This window comes from Vibrio ruber DSM 16370 (genome assembly GCF_900163965.1).
GTDB lineage: Bacteria > Pseudomonadota > Gammaproteobacteria > Enterobacterales > Vibrionaceae > Vibrio > Vibrio ruber.
This window is the reverse complement of record NZ_FULE01000017.1, coordinates 37740-56823: the sequence shown is the minus strand read 5'-3', so window position 1 is coordinate 56823 and position 19084 is coordinate 37740. Positions and strand designations below refer to the sequence as shown.

Annotated in this window: 15 protein-coding genes; 5 read left to right on the top strand and 10 right to left on the bottom strand. The window is 43.6% G+C overall.

Going from position 1 to position 19084, the window contains the following annotated elements; translation table 11 throughout:
* The first annotated feature begins 105 nt into the window (after positions 1-105).
* Both VR7878_RS06750 and VR7878_RS06745 read left to right on the top strand, forming a co-directional pair.
* Positions 106-633 (top strand): PAS domain-containing protein, encoded by a 528-nt coding sequence (locus VR7878_RS06750; RefSeq protein ID WP_077334620.1) that lies wholly within the window; start codon positions 106-108, stop codon positions 631-633.
* 9 nt (positions 634-642) lie between these two features.
* A complete protein-coding gene (locus VR7878_RS06745; RefSeq protein WP_077334618.1) occupies positions 643-2127 on the top strand; it encodes a methyl-accepting chemotaxis protein in 1485 nt (494 codons plus the stop codon).
* A 171-nt stretch (positions 2128-2298) separates the two neighbouring features.
* Here the strand turns inward: VR7878_RS06745 and VR7878_RS06740 are convergent, their stop codons facing one another.
* Entirely contained in the window at positions 2299-3519 is a 1221-nt protein-coding gene (locus VR7878_RS06740) for an aldose 1-epimerase family protein (protein WP_077334616.1), read from the bottom strand.
* 307 nt (positions 3520-3826) lie between these two features.
* On the opposite strand from VR7878_RS06740, the gene VR7878_RS06735 reads away from it, so the two are divergent.
* A complete protein-coding gene (locus VR7878_RS06735; RefSeq protein WP_038184259.1) occupies positions 3827-4075 on the top strand; it encodes a type II toxin-antitoxin system Phd/YefM family antitoxin in 249 nt (82 codons plus the stop codon).
* A complete protein-coding gene (locus VR7878_RS06730) occupies positions 4065-4349 on the top strand; it encodes a type II toxin-antitoxin system RelE family toxin (protein WP_077334614.1) in 285 nt (94 codons plus the stop codon). The genes VR7878_RS06735 and VR7878_RS06730 overlap by 11 nt, the downstream gene beginning before the upstream one ends.
* A gap of 125 nt (positions 4350-4474) precedes the next feature.
* Here the strand turns inward: VR7878_RS06730 and VR7878_RS06725 are convergent, their stop codons facing one another.
* The 7 genes from VR7878_RS06725 to VR7878_RS06685 form a co-directional block, all read right to left on the bottom strand.
* The gene (locus VR7878_RS06725; protein ID WP_077334612.1) at positions 4475-5356 is read right to left on the bottom strand and encodes a HEPN domain-containing protein; all 882 of its coding nucleotides are present in this window, start codon (positions 5354-5356) and stop codon (positions 4475-4477) included.
* Positions 5357-5491: 135 nt separating this feature from the next.
* Positions 5492-5767: a putative quinol monooxygenase gene (locus VR7878_RS06720; RefSeq protein WP_077334610.1), complete on the bottom strand. Its 276-nt coding sequence runs from the start codon at positions 5765-5767 to the stop codon at positions 5492-5494.
* A 408-nt stretch (positions 5768-6175) separates the two neighbouring features.
* Complete coding sequence (locus VR7878_RS06715) at positions 6176-7921, bottom strand: P-loop NTPase family protein (RefSeq protein ID WP_077334608.1); 1746 nt, start codon at positions 7919-7921, stop codon at positions 6176-6178.
* Entirely contained in the window at positions 7914-8990 is a 1077-nt protein-coding gene (locus VR7878_RS06710) for a dsDNA nuclease domain-containing protein (protein ID WP_077334606.1), read from the bottom strand. Before VR7878_RS06710 ends, VR7878_RS06715 begins: the two co-directional genes overlap by 8 nt.
* A 120-nt stretch (positions 8991-9110) precedes the next feature.
* The gene (locus tag VR7878_RS06705) at positions 9111-9926 is read right to left on the bottom strand and encodes a hypothetical protein (RefSeq protein WP_077334604.1); all 816 of its coding nucleotides are present in this window, start codon (positions 9924-9926) and stop codon (positions 9111-9113) included.
* 1696 nt (positions 9927-11622) lie between these two features.
* A complete protein-coding gene (locus VR7878_RS06690; RefSeq protein ID WP_077334600.1) occupies positions 11623-14220 on the bottom strand; it encodes an ExeM/NucH family extracellular endonuclease in 2598 nt (865 codons plus the stop codon).
* A gap of 304 nt (positions 14221-14524) precedes the next feature.
* On the bottom strand, positions 14525-15976 hold the full coding sequence (locus tag VR7878_RS06685) for a RimK family ATP-grasp domain-containing protein (RefSeq protein ID WP_077334599.1): 1452 nt from the start codon (positions 15974-15976) through the stop codon (positions 14525-14527).
* 131 nt (positions 15977-16107) lie between these two features.
* On the opposite strand from VR7878_RS06685, the gene rimI reads away from it, so the two are divergent.
* Positions 16108-17220, top strand: coding sequence for a ribosomal protein S18-alanine N-acetyltransferase (gene rimI, locus VR7878_RS06680; protein ID WP_038184238.1), 1113 nt, complete (start codon positions 16108-16110; stop codon positions 17218-17220).
* A gap of 106 nt (positions 17221-17326) precedes the next feature.
* On the opposite strand, the gene VR7878_RS21230 is transcribed toward rimI, so the two are convergent.
* Together VR7878_RS21230 and gnd are read right to left on the bottom strand one after the other, a co-directional pair.
* Complete coding sequence (locus VR7878_RS21230; protein WP_162841939.1) at positions 17327-17494, bottom strand: hypothetical protein; 168 nt, start codon at positions 17492-17494, stop codon at positions 17327-17329.
* Positions 17495-17635: 141 nt separating this feature from the next.
* Entirely contained in the window at positions 17636-19084 is a 1449-nt protein-coding gene (gene gnd / locus VR7878_RS06675) for a decarboxylating NADP(+)-dependent phosphogluconate dehydrogenase (protein WP_077334597.1), read from the bottom strand.

Genomic DNA, 19084 nt, shown 5'->3' with positions numbered 1-19084 from the left:
AAAATGAATCATAGAAAGTTGATATGTATCAAGCTATAAACTTTGCCATATTTTAGCCATAGCATATAGTTTCTTAAGAGGATCGAGCATTGTCTAGGGAGAGGTATGGCGGCTACAGAACAGGAAGTATCATTCGACCGGAATGAACTGATTATCACCAAAACGGATTTGCAGGGGAAAATCACCTACGCAAACCGCACATTTATGCGCGTCGCAAACTATGTAGAAGCAGATCTGCTGGGGCGGGATCATAATCTGATCCGCCATCCTTCAATGCCGCGAGGTGTCTTCTATGGTTTATGGCACGCCCTGAAATCAGGAACAGAGTTTTTCGGTTTTGTGAAAAACTATACCTCAGATAAAAATTACTACTGGGTTTTTGCCAATATCACGCCGGATCGTATCGGCACAGATGTCGTTGGTTTTTATTCAGTACGCCGGGTCGCCCCCAAAGATGCGGTACAAACCATTGAAGGCATCTATCAAAAAATGCGTGAATTGGAACAGGCCACTGAAAGAAAACAAGCGCCTGAAGTTTCGTGGCGATGGCTGGTTGATTTGATTCATCAGCAATATCATATGGAGTATGAAGAATACATCATCGACCTTTACCAGCAACATCGTTCAGATTAGAAGGAGTGAATGATGCGCAGTACGAGTCAGGTCAGTAGCAATATTTTATTTCAGCGCCAGAAGTTTTTGATTGTCTGTTCAGTGTTCACCATCGTCATTATCGGGTTGTCGATTGCCAATATTTACGATCACGGCTTCAACTATTTTAATAGCCTCTTACCGTTATTTACCATCGTTTTTTCGGTTTATGCTTATTGGGATCAACTACAACCATTGATGGTGCTGAAACGGATTCGTGATACTTTGAATGAGGCCAAAAAAGGTAATGTTCATATCCGTATTACCGATACCAAAGGGCTGGGAGAAGTCGGACATGTGGCATGGGCATTGAATGATTTTCTGGATATTGTTGAAACCAATTTTAAAGAGTTGTCGAACACTTTTCAGCGCACAAGTAAGGGGGTGTTCTACCGCCGCGGGTTGGTGGACGGTATGCCCGGTGAATTTTTCGAAACCATGCGCAGTATCAACGAAGCAATTGAATCGATGCAGCAAGCACATATTTTTTCTCGAAAAAACCGTTTAAAAAGTGAATTGCATCACCTCAATACCACCAATTTGATCGTCAATCTAAAAAATAATCAGGAAGAACTGGTGACCTTGTCGAATCAGATGGATGATGTGCTGACGATTGCGACGGAAAGTCGCGATGGCGCAGTACAAAGCCGTGAAGTGGTGGGGGATATCCGCCACGCGCTTGATGATGTTAATGTGCGGATGGTGAGCATGGAACAGACTGCACAAAGGTTGGGTCAGGAGAGTGTCCGGATTGCCGATACCATCAAGGTGATTACCGGTATTGCCGAACAAACCAATTTGCTGGCTTTAAATGCTGCCATTGAAGCGGCTCGTGCCGGGGATGTCGGACGCGGTTTTGCGGTGGTTGCCGATGAGGTGCGCTCGCTGGCTGATCGCACCAGAAGATCAACCGCGGATATCAGCGAAATTATTAACTCATTGATTGGCCCGATTGAAGAGATGGTGTCTCAGACGTTGGCCGTCGGGCAACAAATGAAAAATGTCGGCGATGAAGTCACTAATTTTCATAGCAACTTTGACAAGGTTGCCAATGCCTCACAACAAACTATCTCACTCATGAATCAGGCCAAAGACTGCTCTTTTGCGTCGTTGATTAAACTGGATCATGTCATCTATAAACAAAACGGCTATATCGCACTGGAATCAAACGGAGAAGGTGCTGAAGCGAAAGAAGTTCAGGTTGATCATTTCAATTGTCGGATGGGTAAATGGTATTACGAAGGTGAAGGTTATGAGGCCTTCAGTCAGACAAGCGCCTACCACCGTTTAGAAGAGCATCATCAAGCGGTGCATCAAAATATGCAAGAAGCACTGAAATTGGTGCGTGAAGACTGGTTGGCAGATGATGATGTATTGCATCGTCTGGTTGACGTGGTCGATAAAGCTGAACATGCCAGTAACCGGGTGATCGAATATGTATCTGAAATGGTCAGGGAAAAGCATCACAACCAATAGAGGAGGAATGTTGAGCAAGAGTTGTCGTTGCGTCACCACGAATCACATTATTGATATCTTCGCTGACAAACAAAAAGACCCGTTCGGGTCTTTTTGTTATGTACTCTTGACCATATTTGGTCACTCTGTCGATGACGCATCAGAGATTGCAAATTAAGTATAGGAACATCATCAGTGAACTTTGGTTAAATCAACCAGTGGTTTTTTCACCTGCTTGACGCGACGTTTGCCCTGAATGTCTGCCACAGTGGCCAAAGCCTGTTCCACTTCTCCGGTGTTGCGTAATACTGTGTATGTAACATCAAAATGTTTGGATGCACCGGCCTCAATTTTAGGGACTAACCCCAGTGGGCGTTGATATTTGGTGTTATAAGCATAACTGGTGCCCGGTTCGATTCCGGTGACATAGCCCTGTTGCAGCGTATCAGTATTCTTCCAGATGGTCAGAACCGGTAGCTGTTTGATGTTGTAACCGACGGAGACGCCGAGGTTTCCGGCCTGATTATGCAGTACCGCCAGCGTGTTACCCTGTTTATCACCGATTGGCTTCAGGTTATAAACCATTTCATCATAGCCTTTGGTTGGGCCAAGGTAGGTTTGCCAGTTTTTCAGGCCTTTTTTCGCGTAATCGTTAAAGGGAGAAATCTCACTGGCCGCTGCGGTAATTTTGGCGCCTTTTTCCAGAATCGGACGGCCAAAGTTAGAGTGGTAGATGATCTGATATTCATCTTGATAATCGGCTTTATTGGTCAGAGTGTCATGAACGGCAAACTGATTGCTGCCGGGAGTGACCGAGAATGAAGTAAGCGTCACGAGCTCTGCTTTTTTGAACGTTCTTTCAGAAACTTCCCCTTCGACGGTAATGGTATAAGGCGGTTGATCGTCGATAGTCACTTTAACCGTTGAAGCCGGGGTATTTTGAAGGCGGCCATGTAAACTGAGGAGCTGACCGTTATCGTCCACTCCCGGGTGACCGGTCCACTCATAACCGCAGCGCACCATCATCTCATTGAATCCATCTAACCAGCCCAGACCATTGCGGCTTTCCAGATCAATAAATGCAGGATTGACGATCTCTTTGACCGGCGAATCCCAGCCGAGAATGCGTTTGCCATCTTTCTTAACGTTAAATATTCCCATGCCACGGGTGGGGACCAGGGTGATTTCTAACTCACCGTTGTTGATCACTAACGTTTCAACTCCCATCTGTTTGCCGCCATGTAGCTGGCGTTTTTCGACGGAGAAAGGCTGTTGAATGCCTAAATCTTTATTGGTGATTTTCCAGGCACCGACATCAATATTGGCGGCAGCATCAGTTAAAACAAACTCCGCAGCGTTGACAAGACCGGGAGCAGCAATAAGTAGGGCAGCGACGAGTGGTTTGATCTTCATGACGTTTGATTCCTTGATAGTGAGTTTGATTTGTTGTTCTACTGAATCGATTCAGCTAATAACATACAAACTCACCATTCAGGATCAAATGCAAATTGGTGAAGGTGTGAGCTAATTCTTATGTTTGACAGTGCATGAACCGATTTCTGATTGATGAATCACGTTCAGCAATTGGAGGATTATTGAGCAACTTTTTCATGTTCATCATAAGGTGAGTGAGAATGAATGATAGATGCGATGACCTCTTGTTATACCGCTTGCTTGAGACTAGAATGACCAATATAAAGACCATTTAAGAGACCTGTTTATGACCTCTAAAATTTTGGCTGATGTTGCTGCCAGTATTACTGAGTTAAAAGCAAACCCGATGAAAGTTGCAACAAGTGCTTACGGTGAACCGGTCGCTGTACTCAACCGAAATGAGCCAGTATTTTATTGCGTACCCGCTGAAGCGTACGAAATGATGATGGATAAACTCGAAGATCTTGAGCTACTTGCTATTGCGAAAGAGCGTGAATCTGAAGAGAGCATTTCGGTTCATATTGATGACCTATAAACTTGAATTCAAAAAGAGTGCACTCAAAGAGTGGGAAAAGCTTGGTTCAACGCTGCAACAGCAATTTAAGAAAAAGCTGATTGAGCGATTAGAGAACCCGCATGTGCCAGCCTCAAAACTTTCTGGCGCTGACAATATGTACAAAATAAAATTGCGCCAATCGGGTTACCGCTTAGTCTACAAAGTCGAAGACGATGTCATTATTGTCACCGTCTTAGCCGTCGGCAAGCGCGAGCGTAGTGATGTTTACCGTAAGGCGATGAAACGGCGCTAGTGTTCAAAATAGTAACTGGCGCACAGGCATCAATGCCTCTGAAATCGAAAAATACAATAGTGCGTCAAGTTTTGGGGGCCTAAGGCTGGGAATTACGAAAGTTAAACAATGGTGGTTTTGTGTCCTCAAGCCCCGTTAATCCGCGCTAAACAAACCCGTTCAACCACTGCTTTTAACTGCAACACTCTCCCTTCGAGATAAGCCAGCTCTTCTGCGGTAATTTCATAATGTTCTGAATAACGGGCTTCGATATAGGCGCGTTGCAGGCGACGGAAGCTGCGGCGGTGGAATTTATTGTCGAGCAGGAAAATCGTCTTAAACTCAGGCTCGATTTGCGCACACAGTTTACTCAGCTTCTCGATATTGTGGGATTTGGGTAAATAGTTGGTGCATGTGAGTAATACACAGGCCAAAAAACGTTCCGTCGATTGATGTAATTCAAAAGCAGCGATCGATAACTCTTTTTGATTTAAATAGTGATGATAACCGGAGATAAAGGCATTCGCGCTTTTAAACCACTGTGCATAATGTTTACGGGCAATTTCCCGTTTTTCGGCCTCGGTTAAATCCCCCGGCTCCATCAGCGGCTTCGGTGTCGCGGTAAACAGTTCAATCCCTTCTTCACGGATATCCCGGAAAAAGTAGTGCCCCTGCTGCAATCGTTCATTCACTTCCTGCAAATCGTGAACAATCAAACCCAACGGCGCGGATTTCACTTTGCGATCAATTTGCTCTTCAGCCCGCTGCCAGACGACATAATCTTCCACCAAGGCAGCCTTATTGACGATCACCAGAATATCGTAATCACTGATGTAACCATTGACCGGATCGCTGACCCAATTCCCTTTGGCGTGGCTGCCGAACAGGATGATTTTCAGGATACGAAACTCACTTTTACTCCCGGTTTTGCCCTCAAGATAGCCTTCCAACGTATCACGCAAAATAGTCGAGATCGTGGCAAGCTCTTGCTGTTTGAATTCAGGCAGATGATCGAGGGAGGTTTTCATAAAGCAACATTTGGTCAGTGATGAATGGCTTTAGCATAAAAGAGGGTGCAGGCAAAGAATACCATCACACCCTAATTTATGCGTATTACTGAGAAAAATGCGATTCAATTCAAAGCTATGGTGTTTGTTATGTGTTTACTCAAAGATCTCATAGTGACGTTCTACGTTGACGGTCACTTTACCCCAATGAGATGCTTTGACTCTTTTCTGATGTTGTTCAAAAGACGCTTTATCCGTAAACTCTTCGTAAACGTCAAAACGAAGAGGGTTTTCCGAATTTTGGATGACGCTAAACGTGATGCAACCTGTCTCTTCGAGGGTAAGACGTTTATGGTTTACCAGCTCACTTTTTACTAATTTAAGCTCTGACTCAGGAACTAAAATAAAGCTTTTCAATGTTACTTTTGACATGTATTTCCTTGTGATGCGTAACGCTTCGCTAAACGGTGAGCGTTAGCAAGTTCGGTATAGGCCTCGCTTTTTATGACCGGAACGCCCAAAGCAGCGTCGCGCGTTAGCGCGTCCAGCCCGCAGGGCGAGGCTGCCTTTGTTTGTTATGTGTTGCTTATTACTCTTCATCACGAAGCCTATCTCTGCATGCAGCAATAAAGTCCATATATTTAAGATCAGAATCTTGATGTAGAGCCTTTCAAAGACACAGCATAAATTCCAATAGAACCCACGCTTCATCCTCAGTGAGTGTAATTTGCACCGCGGTTGTAGTGAGTGTTGTGCAACAATGAGTGCATCAAATGCACATAAACGAGCGTAGACCGCTGTGTCAATTGGAGCGTCTTGTATGGATAATGTGACTAGACATCAGACAACTTCCAAAAAACTTATTGTATCGTTAATTAATTCACTATCTATAACAGCTGATTTGGATAGAAATGAGCGCTTTGTTTTGCTATCTCCAATACATATTAATTTTGTATCTGCAGTAAAATATTGGCTCTTAATAGCCTCAACATCAAAAAGTGGAACTAATGAAGTTTCATCCCCCTTGTATTCTGCGACAGAAAAAATAATCTGCCCACTGGATTTAGTTTCATGAGAAAGGAAATTGAATATATTACCTCGACTCTCTGTATCAATGTCTTCTTTAAAAATAGCATCAAGAAGAAATGGGAAACTATGAACGTTCTGGTTTTTCATGACCATTTCGTAAAACGAAAAATTATAAGCCATTAATAGTTTATGCAGTTCAACACCTTGACAGGGAAATGAGCTTAAAGAATACAAGTTATGATATTTGTTTTCTTTTGGAAGTTGAGCACCTAAAGCTAAGACATTGCGTTTAAATATAGAAAAAAACTCTTTTTCCTTGACACGCCTCAAAACATCTATATCAATGCCATTTCCAATTTTTCCTATATCATCATCTATCTCATCAATTCTTTTTTTACAAGATGTTTTCTTGGTTGCGATATTTTTTAACATTCTTAGATTTGCGTTGTGATCTAGCCAAGAGTCAAATGTAATATCGCTCGCCTTTAAATTTCGTAATAAAGCATAATCTTTCTCTATTTTTGTTCTAGATATCGATATAGCATTTTCGACTGAATTCAATTTCGCTGCGATTTTTTTAATTTGTTCTTTTACATTATCCTTTTCTTTCAAAGCGTCATTAATATCTTGGCTATAAAGATAGAATTCTTCCAAATCCCCAGGAAGGCTTTGATTGCATGTAGGGCATTGATCAATTTTTGGTTTTTGATTCTTGATGTTGGCTATTATTTGAGTCAATACCTTTTGTCGACCTCTCAACAAACTCAACTTATTGCATAACTTTGTGTGTTCAGTTTCTTTTTCAGATAAGTCTTTATTTAAATGTTGATAGTTTTCTAAGTAGCTTTCAGCTTCGCCTTTAAAACGATCATCAAGTAGTTTTGATACTTTAAAATCTTCTTTTTTATCTTCATAAGAGTTAAGTTGACTCAGCTCAAATTTCAGTTCCTTTTTCTCTTTCTCAAGATTATATTTATTTATTCTCTCATGACCATTTTCAATGCCTAGATAATAATCCAAATAATCGAATTTAAAATCCTTATAAAACCTATAATCTCCAATTGATTCACGTATATAAACCCAGCCTACTGATTGAGACACATAATAGGGTAACAGTGCTGCTTCTAATGGTGCGCCGATTAACTCTGATTGCTTTTGCAAGACCAAATCAAAACCAATTAATTTTGAAAAAATATCTTTATACCTACCATATTCAAAAGAATTATTACTATTAATACCATCAAACCTTATAGGTGGCTCACTTCCTTTTTTTAAAACTAACGTGTCATCTGAGCGAACAAACACCAGTTCATAATATTCTTCATTATCTTTTAGAACGCAATCAAGACGAAAAAAAACACCATCATTATTAATATCACTTAAATGATCTTTTGAATAATTTATTCCCATGGCATAAATAACTGACTGAATAAGAGTGCTTTTTCCTGAAGTATTTCGACCGTGAACGATATTTACTGATTCACTGAAATCTGTGTAAAAGCCTTTCTCGTCACTTGGTGAGTAAACCAATAAACTTTTCAAAATTAAATTAGACATGCATTCCTCTTGTCTCAACATACGCTGCAATTACTGCAAATGAAACCATATGATTTTCTAATCTAGGTTGAAATTCTTCTTGATAGCGGTGATATAAATCCACAATACAATCAGCTTCACTTACGTGCAATTCATCGATATCCGTTCTTTCTTCAACAAATTTATAAATCTTTCGATATTCAATTTGTTGAATGTCTTTAAAATAATCAAAGCAATTTTCAAGCAACTCTTTGGCTCTTCGACGTATTGGGAGTTTTAAATTCAGTTGAGCTGAAATTTGCTCTGAATACTGCCTCCAAAAATCAAACGATTTTCTACTTTCAGTGAACATTTTGAATGTTTCATCTAATTTATTTTTGGTAACTCTTTTGCTGCGATCAGACAAAAGAACTTTATTATCATCATTATACGTTTGCGCTACATCTTCTAATAATTGCATTAATGTAGAAATAACAGCTTCGTGGTCGTTAACCTCGTGACCAAAGTGCTCAATGGCCAAGCCTTTTAGTTCTCTTTGCCAGCTTTTGTGGCTTTGAGCAAAATCAATATATTGAAAATAAACGTGCTCTAATTGAGTGATTTCATGTATTGATTGGCAAATCCGAGATTCAATGTTACTCTTAATTTTTTCCGATAGATCAGAATATTTTTTTCTTTTATTTGAAACTTGGACTTTGACTTTATCTTGTTTCTCACCCTTTTCTTTCTTACTTGTTAATAATATGCTTCGATTGGTAAGAAAGTTTAATGTATGTTGATAATCGTTAGACTTTTCAATAGGGTCACTGACAAGCTCCTTTCCTACCATCGTCATTTTACCAATAATTTCGCAAAGGTCGTCGTCTGTTCTCCAGTCATCTCTTGATTTCTTCGCTTGGTATGTATCAACTTTTTTTAACTGTCCATTGTCATCCAAAAATGCGAATAGAAAATCTTCATGGTGCTCCAAGCAAATGAAGTAATTATTTGAGTTGATCTCTTCATAGTCTTCAAATAAAAGAAAGACAACACAGCAGCGCTGAAACGAATAGCCAGAGCTACCCTCTACACCTGCATTACTATTTACCATAAATTACTTCCATGATTGTTTTTCTATTTACCATTTTTAAATATAGCGAAAGAAAGCTAACTCACGCATTTGTGGCTGGTTTGGAGCGTAGCGGAAAACCAGTCCGACAACATGCGCTTGTTACAAATGGTTTTTAATCAAATCAAGACCAATGGTCACTAATAATGGAATCACAACTAGTGAAATTAGTGCCGCAAGTCTCGCTCGAATTTTCTTTTCCTTTTTCAAATGTTCTGCGCCAAAGTCTAACTCTATACTTGGCCACGCCTTAAGAAACCACTTTGAAATCTCATATGCCCCCCACATGTAGCCAAGAAACCATCGGCAAAACCACCCAAATATATAAAATGCGGCACTATAAGATGATAAGTGCTCAACAATACCCTTAAGCTTTTCTACAGCTTCAGGTGATAAACTTTGAGTCAGAGGCGTTTCTGGTAGCATTAAGTTAACAAGCGCACCTATGATAAGCATAACCAAGCTGCCAATACCAAGCGCGACTATGTTTATTAAAACAAGAGGATGTTTGGAGAACCATGTTCCTTGTGGTTTAACGGCATCAATCCGCTCCTTCAAAATCATAAACTGATCATTAACCCACGCAGATTCCTGCCCGGATACAGTTAAATTATTTCCATAGCTTGACATACCATGAGTTAACCGAAGATCTATTCTTCTGCCTAGAGTGTAATTATAAAAACCGAACCTCACATCCAAAGGCCGCTTCGTGTCGATAATTGAACTTTCATCAAAAATAGATGAAGAATCACTATCGAAAGATGTTTTGTCTTCAAAGCTGATTGAGTATTCAAGTTGATAATGGTGATCTGATTTTTCGGCAAGTTGCTTTTGTTTATCAAATATCTCCGAGAAACGCTTTAAATCAGCTATCTCAAATACTTTTTCTTCAATTTCTAAGTTTCTAGTTTGCTTCAATTCTTGGCACTCTTTGACTTGTAACAGCTTATTATACAGAAGCCTCTATAGGAATACTTCTGTATAATTTACTGATATTTGATGAAATTTATGTCCTAATCGCATGAAAACACAGACAAAATACCAGTAAAAAATGTCACTGCGTCAGAACAGAAATCACAGCACAACACTGTCTAACTCACTCACAAATGATTGACTAACGTCTCCACCCACCATAAACATCTCAGATAAGCGCTATTGGTTCGCAAGTAAGCATCTGAACACTCTGCATAGCATTAAATATGTTACAGAAAATCGCCAGAAAAAATTGACACAAACATGACATTTTTTGATGCAGATAGGTTTTGTACAAAATTGCAGCGTTTTTATTATCAGGAAGTTGGTTTGTTAGAAATGTTTCACTAAATTCAAACAAACCACTCCACCAAGAAAACCATTCACGGAAGAATGGTTAGGCTTTTCCGGGCAGGACGCCCGTAAAAGCTGGTTCTGGAAAGCGCACACCCAAGCTCAACAAAAAAGATTTTCTGGTTCGTCTTTCATCTCTGAAAGATGAACTGGCGCACTGAGTAACTATGTCTCTGAAATTGAGAAACGCAATTGTGCGTCAAATCTGGGAGCCTGAGGCTGGGAAAATAAAATTGTGACTCTGCGGTTTGGTGCGCAATCCCATTACGCGATTTCATTAGCATCTCCGACTGCGCCCCAGATACTTTTTCAAGGCCGAAAAAGTACCCCAAAAGGCCGCGGGGTTGAGTTTAGCGCACATAATCAGGGTCGGATTGATTCGCATCCTGCTCAAGCAATCCTGAAAAATCGTCCATGATTTTTCACCCTGAGAGCATCGTTCAATTGAGCTTTGTTGATTCAATGTTTCACTTTATTCAAACAAACCACCCAACCAAGAAAACCATTCACGGAAGAATGGTTAAGCTTTTCCGGGCAGGACGCCCGTAAAAGCTGGTTCTGGAAAGCGCACTCCCAAGCTCAACAAAAAAGATTTTCTGGTTCGTCTTTCATCTCTGAAAGATGAACTGGCGCACTGAGTAACTATGTCTCTGAAATTGAGAAACGCAATTGTGCGTCAAATCTGGGAGCCTGAGGCTGGGAAGATAAAATTGTGACTCTGCGGTTTGGTGCGCAATCCCATTACGCGATTTCATTAGCATCTCCGACTGCGCCCCAGATACTTTTTCAAGGCCGAAAAAGTACCCCAAAAGGCCGCGGGGTTGAGTTTAGCGCACATAATCAGGGTCGGATTGATTCGCATCCTGCTCAAGCAATCCTGAAAAATCGTCCATGATTTTTCACCCTGAGAGCATTGTTCAATTGAGCTTTGTTGATTCAATGTTTCACTTTATTCAAACAAACCACCCAACCAAGAAAACCATTCACGGAAGAATGGTTAAGCTTTTCCGGGCAGGACGCCCGTAAAAGCTGGTTCTGGACAACGAGTGACCAAGCCAAACAAAAAAAGATGTTCTGGTTCGTCTTTCATCTTTGAAAGATGAACTGGCGCACTGAGTAACGATGTCTCTGAAATTGAGAAACGCAATTGTGCGTCAAATCTGGGAGCCAAAGGCAGAAAAGATAAAAATGGAGATGTGTCGTTTGACACGTTCAGGTTCAGGCGAATGCCAGTCGCAAAACAATGACAGGGGACGACAAGCGTCCCCTGATTGAAGAAAGGTGTTGATTAGGCGTAGCGTCGGATTGCCAGTAGCCCGAATAAAGATATTAAAAGTATGCCGTTGACTGAGCCGCCCATTTTCAGCTCCAGCACCGCAGGATCATGGTCTGATGCGCGGTATTGGTCGCGGTATTTAGGCAGGTCGCCCTTATATTTGTTGCTGTAGTCAAACAGAGAAGACTCAGCTGCATTGATATGCCAGTCGGTGGCATCAATGACATGCATTTTCAGACTCGGGCTAATCAGAATGTGGTCTAAAGAACCCACTTCATCATTGTATGAGTAACTCCAGTTGTCAGGATGAATCATACTGACCGCACTGATGTAACCATAACCCTGCGTGATGTCAGCACCTTGATCGCCAAACTGCGGTTTGCCGTTGATGAAGGTATTTCTGGCGGCATGAATGGTTTTGCCATATTTCGCCGGGGTGTAATCGGTCAGAACCAGGAGTGGATCTTCCTTACCGTATGCGTTGAGGTCGCCGAGAATCACCTGATGGCCCGGGATCTTTTTCAGTGCTTCGCCAAGAGCTACGGCTGCGGCAACGCGGAAGTTCTCACATGAGCCTTGGAAATCCGGATCTTGCTGGCCTTGTCCGCCATTTTCAACCGATGCGGCATCTTCCCAACAGGTTGAGCCTTTGGATTTAAAGTGGTTCACGGCGATGGTCAGTGCTTGCTCGCCACCTTGATTACTACGAACTGTAAAGGTCGGTGCGAGAGAATCACGCTGGTAGTTCTTACCATCTTCGATCAGATTGCCGTCTTTATCATACACAGCCGGTGCTTGTTGCGAAGGCATGTGGATAATCCGTGGGGTGGTCAGTGTGACACGCTGGTTACGATAGATGAGGCCGGTGGTAATCGCATCGGTACCGATGGAATCCCGTGAATCGATGGTGCCGTCCTGATTGGTATCGATGGCCACATATTGATAGCGATTTTCCGGTTTGCTGATCTGTTGATTGAGCTGTTCGACCAACTGATGAATCGCGCCACCGTCGCCGAAACCGTTATTTTCGATTTCCATCAGACCGACAATATCCGCATCGAGCTGCAAGATAGCACGCACGATTTTCTGTTGCTGGATTTCAAATTCAGCGGCAGTTTTTGCACCGCGGTTGCTGCCATGCATGTTCGCATCCCCGCCAAACGGAGAATTGAAGTAATTGAGGACGTTGAATGTCGCAATACGCAGATCACCACCGTCTTTCAGTTGTGGAGAAGCGCGGCGCGGAGAATTGTGAACGAAATTATCCTGAGTCAGGGTATTGGTCATGATCAGACGATATTCACCATAACTGTATGTGAGTATGCCTTGAGCGCCGCTGAGGGTGTCATTGATGCGGATATAGTCTTCGGTAGAGCCGTCCTGATCAATATCGCTGCGGCCAAATTGAGGGTAGTAAGGGATTTGCCCATCATCAGCAACCTGATCCGATTCTACAAACAGACGATGTTGGGCATTCTCCCGGCTTTGCTGTTTGGCTTGCTCTGAGCCAGCTGCAAAGTTTTGGTTAGGCTGAACATTCAACCGTCCCTGAGCGAGTACCATATTGTTGCGTCTGGCATCATAGTCGTAACTGAATGTGCGAGTCACACGCATGTCGAGTTTGGCCGGGAGATTGACTAACATGCCTTCATAGCGTTCCAGCGTCTGGGCAAAATTATCATCGCCTTCGGTCTGGGTAATATCGGTCGCTTGTGGCGGTTGCTGTTCTCCCAGTTTGATCCACTGACTGTTGTCCGCTGAGAGTTCAGTCAGATCATAATATTCTTTGACTTTTCCTTTGGCACATACCACATCACCGGGTTTGAGAGCTGATGCTGACTGACCCGTGTAAATAAACAGCCCCTCAGAGGTATTGCTATTGTAGTCATCTTGCAGTGCTTGCAGATAGAACCCTTTGGTGAGCCCAGTGGTCACGGCACTGACGACGCCTTTCACGGTATATTCCTGATCGGTGGTGTTATCTGAACCACTAAGCAGGGGCGAGCGGGCACCTTCTCCCTGAATTTGTTGAATTGAGATGAAAGACTCACCCTCACAAGTAAAGGTTGAGCCAGAACTACCGATGTCGATAGCGCCGAGCCCGTCGATATTGTCTTTTGCGGCAGAAGTCCATTGCGATTCAACATAGGATGACGAAGGGGTTAACGCATTGGATTGACGTACCAATGTGGTGTCTTTGGCAAAATAGCTGCCCCCCATGGTGCCGATCATATCGTGCACTGAACCGTTGCGTAGTAGGGCAACCGGGTCATTGCCGTTAAAATTCAGAACCGTTGTATTGGTCTCTTGACTGACCGCCAGAATGTCACTGTTGGCCTGACTATTGGCAATGACGAGTACGCCATGGGCCGGAATTGTCCGCCCGTCGAGAGGGAGTTTATTGCCCCATTCGCCATTACCGTTGACTGACTTCGCCAACGTATAACCGTCCAGAGAGCTGGATTGATCGCTGGTATTGGCAATTTCGATGGCTTTATTGAATCCCGAGCCTTCGACATATTGTGACAGCAAAATATCGGCATGTGCCGATAACGAGAGGATGCTTCCGATGGCAATCGAAAGGCATGATAACGAGCTTTTGACTTTCATTTCTGACCCACTTGACGTTGTTTTTCCATGATTATGTGAGAGTTAGTTCGTGAATAATCAACTCATCAAAATTGATGACTCACTACCAAAATTACTAACTATTTTCACGGTTTAGTTTTACTTTTTAATATGAAACTAAAAATACATTTCAATGAACTTGAGATGTGAGTCGCATAAATAGCATCAATAAATTGATATGTGTCACATCGTTATATGCAACAGCATTTTACTGAAGAGGCTTTCGCCACCGCGTGACGGTGGCTTAAGAAGTGCTGTGAGTGGCTCACAGCACGGGGATATGGGTCTAGAAGCCGCGCATCTGAATCCGGCGGAGAAACTCGGTCATAATCCGGTCGTAAAGAAGGTCACCTAAGAAAGCATCTTCCACATGGTGGTCGATACTCGGATTATCATTGACTTCAATGACATAGACCTGACCATCAACCTCTTTTAAATCCACACCATATAGGCCATTGCCGATTAAATTGGCGGCTTTCAGCGCGGTGTCGATGACATTTTTAGGCACTTGTTTGAGATCCAGTGTTTCAAAACTGCCAGAGGTGGTTCTGCCATTGTTATGGTGATGGTAAATCTGCCAGTGGCCGCGGCTCATCATGTATTTACACGAAAAGATTGCCTGTCGGTTGAGAATCCCGATCCGCCAGTCAAAGTCTGTCGGCATAAATGCCTGAGCCAGAATCAGTGCACTTTTCTCGAATAGCAAAGCTGCTTCTTGATTGAGTGAGTCAATATCTGTCACTTTAATCACCCCGCGTGAGAAGGCACCGTCAGGAATTTTGAGCACCATCGGAAATGACAGCTCAGAGAGCAGCTTTTCTTGCCAGTCCGGGTCAAAGCTTTGCACAATCACACTTTTGGGAGCCGGAATGTGATTGCGTTTCAGTAACTCGGTCAGAAAGACTTTATTGGTACATTTCATAATGGATTCGGAATCATCCATCACCACCAGCCCCATTTTCTCGGCTGTTTTCGCAAAACGGTAGGTCTCGTTACTGATATTGGTGGTGGCACGGATAAAGAGTCCGTCAAACTCACCCAAACGAGAGAGATGTTCTGCGGTAATCGTTTCGAGATTCATGCCTAAGCGTTGTGCTGCTTTCTGAAAACGTTTCAGAGCTGCCTTATCTGACGGGGGCATTTTTTCATCCGGATCGACTAACATCGCAAGATCATAGCGGGATGCTTTATTCTGCTTCGGATTTTTCCAGACTTTTTGGGAGAATTTTTCCAGCGATTCAATAAAGAAGTCCTGCTCCGGGTCAGTCAAATCCTGAAACGGGAATGGCTGAATCGATTTGATGTGCCATTGCTGATTATGTCTGGACAGCTCAAGATGGATCACCGGAATCATGAATTGTTCGAACAAATGACGCGCCAGCTTCTCCAGCCCTTTTTGCGGGGTGCGGCCAAAGTAGATTTTGCACGCTAGTTCATGCTCTGACGGATAGAGTTTGTTTAGTTTGAGCAGATTTGAAGAGTGCAGAAACGGCTGATGGATGTCGTTAATCGCCATCACCCGGGGAATCACCCGGTGTCCTCTTGCTTCAGCCATGAGTGAGCAGTAGTAACCGCTACTCATATAGTCATAGCTGCGACATAAGTTCACAACCTGAATCGATTTGTGGGTGGGTTTCCAGTCGGCGTTCAGATAGTTCTGAACACTGATGACTTGATCGGAAGGGAAATATTGGTGCCAGTCATCGGTATGATCGGTCACAATGAAAAGATTTGCCATGTTTTATGATTCCGGTTGCATGATCGTTTATCTCTTATCAAGCGTCATCCTTGATCAGGATAAGTCGCTTGTAGAGATGAACGTATCGACATAATATTGCATCGCAATCTTCTAACCTTTTGAGGCATCGTATGGACATTCGTCATGCGAACCACACTGATCTTTCTGCGCTAAATGCACTAGAGCAACAGCTTTTCACCGGAGACAAAATCTCACCACGTCAAATGCGGCGGTTTTTGAAATCGGCACACGCGGCCATGTTTGTTGCCGAATCCGACAGCCAACTGGCAGGCTATGCTTTACTTCTGTTTCACCAAGGTACACAGCTATCAAGGTTGTATTCGATTGCCGTAAACCCTGACTTCAGAGGACGAGGCATTGCTCAACAACTGATGGAGCAATGTGAGCGTGCAGCTCTTGATCAAGGTGCTTGTACATTACGGCTAGAAGTCCGTGATGACAATAGGGCAGCGTTAAAATTATATGAAAAAATGGGCTATAAACGGCTCAAAATACTGATGCATTATTATGATGACCAGTGTGACGGGATCCGGATGCAAAAACGGCTTGATCCACATGAGCCTCGTTTAGAGATTCCGGTTCCGCTTTATGTCCAGACGACTCCGTTTACCTGCGGTGCCGCCTGTTTGTTGATGAGTTTTGCACGCTTTGAACCGGATACCGAGCTGAGCCGTACCCATGAGCTACAGCTATGGCGTGAGGCAACAACAATCTATATGACATCAGGGCATGGCGGATGTAGCGGACATGGGCTGGCGCTGGCTGCGGCGCGGCGCGGATTTGAGGTGGAACTGTGGAGCCGTTCTTCAACGGTACCTTTCATCGACGGGGTGCGGGATCCGAATAAAAAATCGGTGATTGAATTAGTTCATCAGGACTTTTGTCAACAACTGACTGCCCATTCAAATGTCACCGTCACAGATTTGCCACCGACACAGGCTGAGTTTGAACACTGGCTGGAGCAGGGGGCGAGTGTGTTACTGATGATCAGCACATATCGATTTACCGGTAACAAAGAGCCACACTGGATTTTACTCAGCGGGATGAGCGAACACTTTTTCTTTATTCACGATCCGCATGTGGATGATCAGGCTGATGTGGTCGCCGCTGCTTATATCCCGGTCGGGAAAGCAGTTCTCACGCAAATTATTGGCTACGGCAAACAGAAGCAGACATCTTGTGTGGTGATACGCAAAAAGAAAGCGCTCGAGAGAGCTGATTAAACGATTGAATCGATAGGAACGCCTAACACGAGCATCCGTAACGTGTTAGGTCAGACAATGGGTTTTGTACCGATGTGCCGTGTATAGATGCTGAACAGCAATATATTCAGGCACATTTTTTATAGTCATTGTTTACGCATTGTTGCATTCCGGCTTCCTGAGCCTGACGAACCAGTTCTTCTCTTTCTGTCGTCACAGTTTCTGTTTCCTCTGGTGAGCGAAACGTTTCGATATCAAGTTCTGAAGGAACAAAGACATAATGTTTATTGAACATTTTTCGATCTCTCTATGATGCTGATTGGGTGTTACAGGTAAAAAAAGATGCTGCTTGATTTTAAGCAGCATCTTTATAAAGGTCAAATTTTAATCACAAATCTATTAATAATCGAACGATTTGTTTGTTAATTTGTGAGCCTTAAACATCGTAAGTTGTTGATGCCGTATCGCCGCCTGTACCTGTCCAGTTGGTGTGGAAGAACTCACCACGCGGACGATCAACCCGCTCATAGGTATGCGCACCAAAGTAGTCGCGCTGAGCCTGAAGCAGATTGGCCGGGAGACGAGCCGTTGTATAGCCGTCAAGGAATGTCAGCGCCGATGTGGTACAAGGCATTGGGATACCCGCTTCCAGAGATTTAGCCGCGACCTTACGCCATGCCGCAAGACAGTTATCCAGAATGCCTTTAAAGTAAGGATCTGACCCTAAGAACGCGAGTTCTGGGTTCGCATCATAGGCATCACGGATATTGCCGAGGAAGGCTGAACGGATGATACAGCCACCGCGCCACATCAGTGCCACGTTACCGTAGTTCAGTTCCCAGCCATTCTCATCGGATGCTTCACGCATCAGCATAAAGCCTTGTGCGTAAGAGATGATTTTTGAAGCCAGCAGTGCCTGACGCAGTGCATCCAGCCATTCTTGCTTATCACCGCTTACTTTCTCGATAGCCTTGCCAAATTGTGCTTCAGCCGCAACGCGTTGCTCTTTGAGTGCTGACAGGCAACGTGCAAAGACGGATTCACTGATTAAAGTCAGTGGGATGCCAAGATCCAAAGCATTGATACCAGTCCATTTACCGGTGCCTTTCTGGCCTGCCGTATCAAGAATCTTCTCAACCAGCGGGCTGCCGTCTTCATCTTTATAGCCAAGAATGTCAGCCGTGATCTCGATGAGGTAACTGTTCAGCTCGGTTTTATTCCAGTCGCTGAAGGTTTGTTGCATCTCTTCATGGCTCAGGCCAAGGCCATCTTTCATGAATTGATACGCTTCAGTAATCAGCTGCATGTCACCATATTCGATACCGTTGTGTACCATTTTCACGAAGTGGCCGGCACCGTCGTTACCAACCCAGTCACAGCAAGGCTCACCGGCATCGGTTTTGGCTGAAATCGCCTGAAAGATAGGTTTAACAGCCGGCCATGCTTGTGGTGAACCACCCGGCATAATTGATGGCCCGAAGCGGGCACCTTCTTCACCACCGGATACACCGGTACCGATGAAGTGAATGCCTTTTTCTTTCAAAGACGCAACGCGGCGGTTGGTATCCGGATAGTTGGTATTCCCACCATCGATGATAATATCGCCTTCGTCGAGTAGCGGGGCTAACTGGTCGATAAACGCATCTACGACTGAACCGGCGCGAACCATCAGCATCACTTTGCGTGGTTTTTCTAACTTTTCAACCAACTCTTCCAGAGAATAAGCCCCGATAATATTGGTATCTTTGGCAGGTCCGGCCAAGAATTCATCGACTTTGGATGTGGTGCGGTTGTGTGCAACGACGGTAAAACCGTGGTCGTTCATGTTCAGAATCAGGTTTTGTCCCATCACCGCAAGACCAATAACACCTATATCACCTTTCAT

Excerpts from the sequence above, each read along its gene's own strand:
- VR7878_RS06710 (WP_077334606.1), bottom strand. The coding sequence starts at position 8,990 with ATGGTAAATAGTAATGCAGGTGTAGAGGGTAGCTCTGGCTATTCGTTT.
- gnd (WP_077334597.1), bottom strand. The coding sequence starts at position 19,084 with ATGAAAGGTGATATAGGTGTTATTGGTCTTGCGGTGATGGGACAAAAC.
- rimI (WP_038184238.1), top strand. The coding sequence starts at position 16,108 with ATGGACATTCGTCATGCGAACCACACTGATCTTTCTGCGCTAAATGCA.
- VR7878_RS06750 (WP_077334620.1), top strand. The coding sequence starts at position 106 with ATGGCGGCTACAGAACAGGAAGTATCATTCGACCGGAATGAACTGATT.
- VR7878_RS06690 (WP_077334600.1), bottom strand. The coding sequence starts at position 14,220 with ATGAAAGTCAAAAGCTCGTTATCATGCCTTTCGATTGCCATCGGAAGC.
- VR7878_RS06730 (WP_077334614.1), top strand. The coding sequence starts at position 4,065 with ATGACCTATAAACTTGAATTCAAAAAGAGTGCACTCAAAGAGTGGGAA.
- VR7878_RS06685 (WP_077334599.1), bottom strand. The coding sequence starts at position 15,976 with ATGGCAAATCTTTTCATTGTGACCGATCATACCGATGACTGGCACCAA.
- VR7878_RS06720 (WP_077334610.1), bottom strand. The coding sequence starts at position 5,767 with ATGTCAAAAGTAACATTGAAAAGCTTTATTTTAGTTCCTGAGTCAGAG.
- VR7878_RS06745 (WP_077334618.1), top strand. The coding sequence starts at position 643 with ATGATGCGCAGTACGAGTCAGGTCAGTAGCAATATTTTATTTCAGCGC.
- VR7878_RS06740 (WP_077334616.1), bottom strand. The coding sequence starts at position 3,519 with ATGAAGATCAAACCACTCGTCGCTGCCCTACTTATTGCTGCTCCCGGT.
- VR7878_RS06735 (WP_038184259.1), top strand. The coding sequence starts at position 3,827 with ATGACCTCTAAAATTTTGGCTGATGTTGCTGCCAGTATTACTGAGTTA.
- VR7878_RS21230 (WP_162841939.1), bottom strand. The coding sequence starts at position 17,494 with ATGTTCAATAAACATTATGTCTTTGTTCCTTCAGAACTTGATATCGAA.
- VR7878_RS06725 (WP_077334612.1), bottom strand. The coding sequence starts at position 5,356 with ATGAAAACCTCCCTCGATCATCTGCCTGAATTCAAACAGCAAGAGCTT.
- VR7878_RS06715 (WP_077334608.1), bottom strand. The coding sequence starts at position 7,921 with ATGTCTAATTTAATTTTGAAAAGTTTATTGGTTTACTCACCAAGTGAC.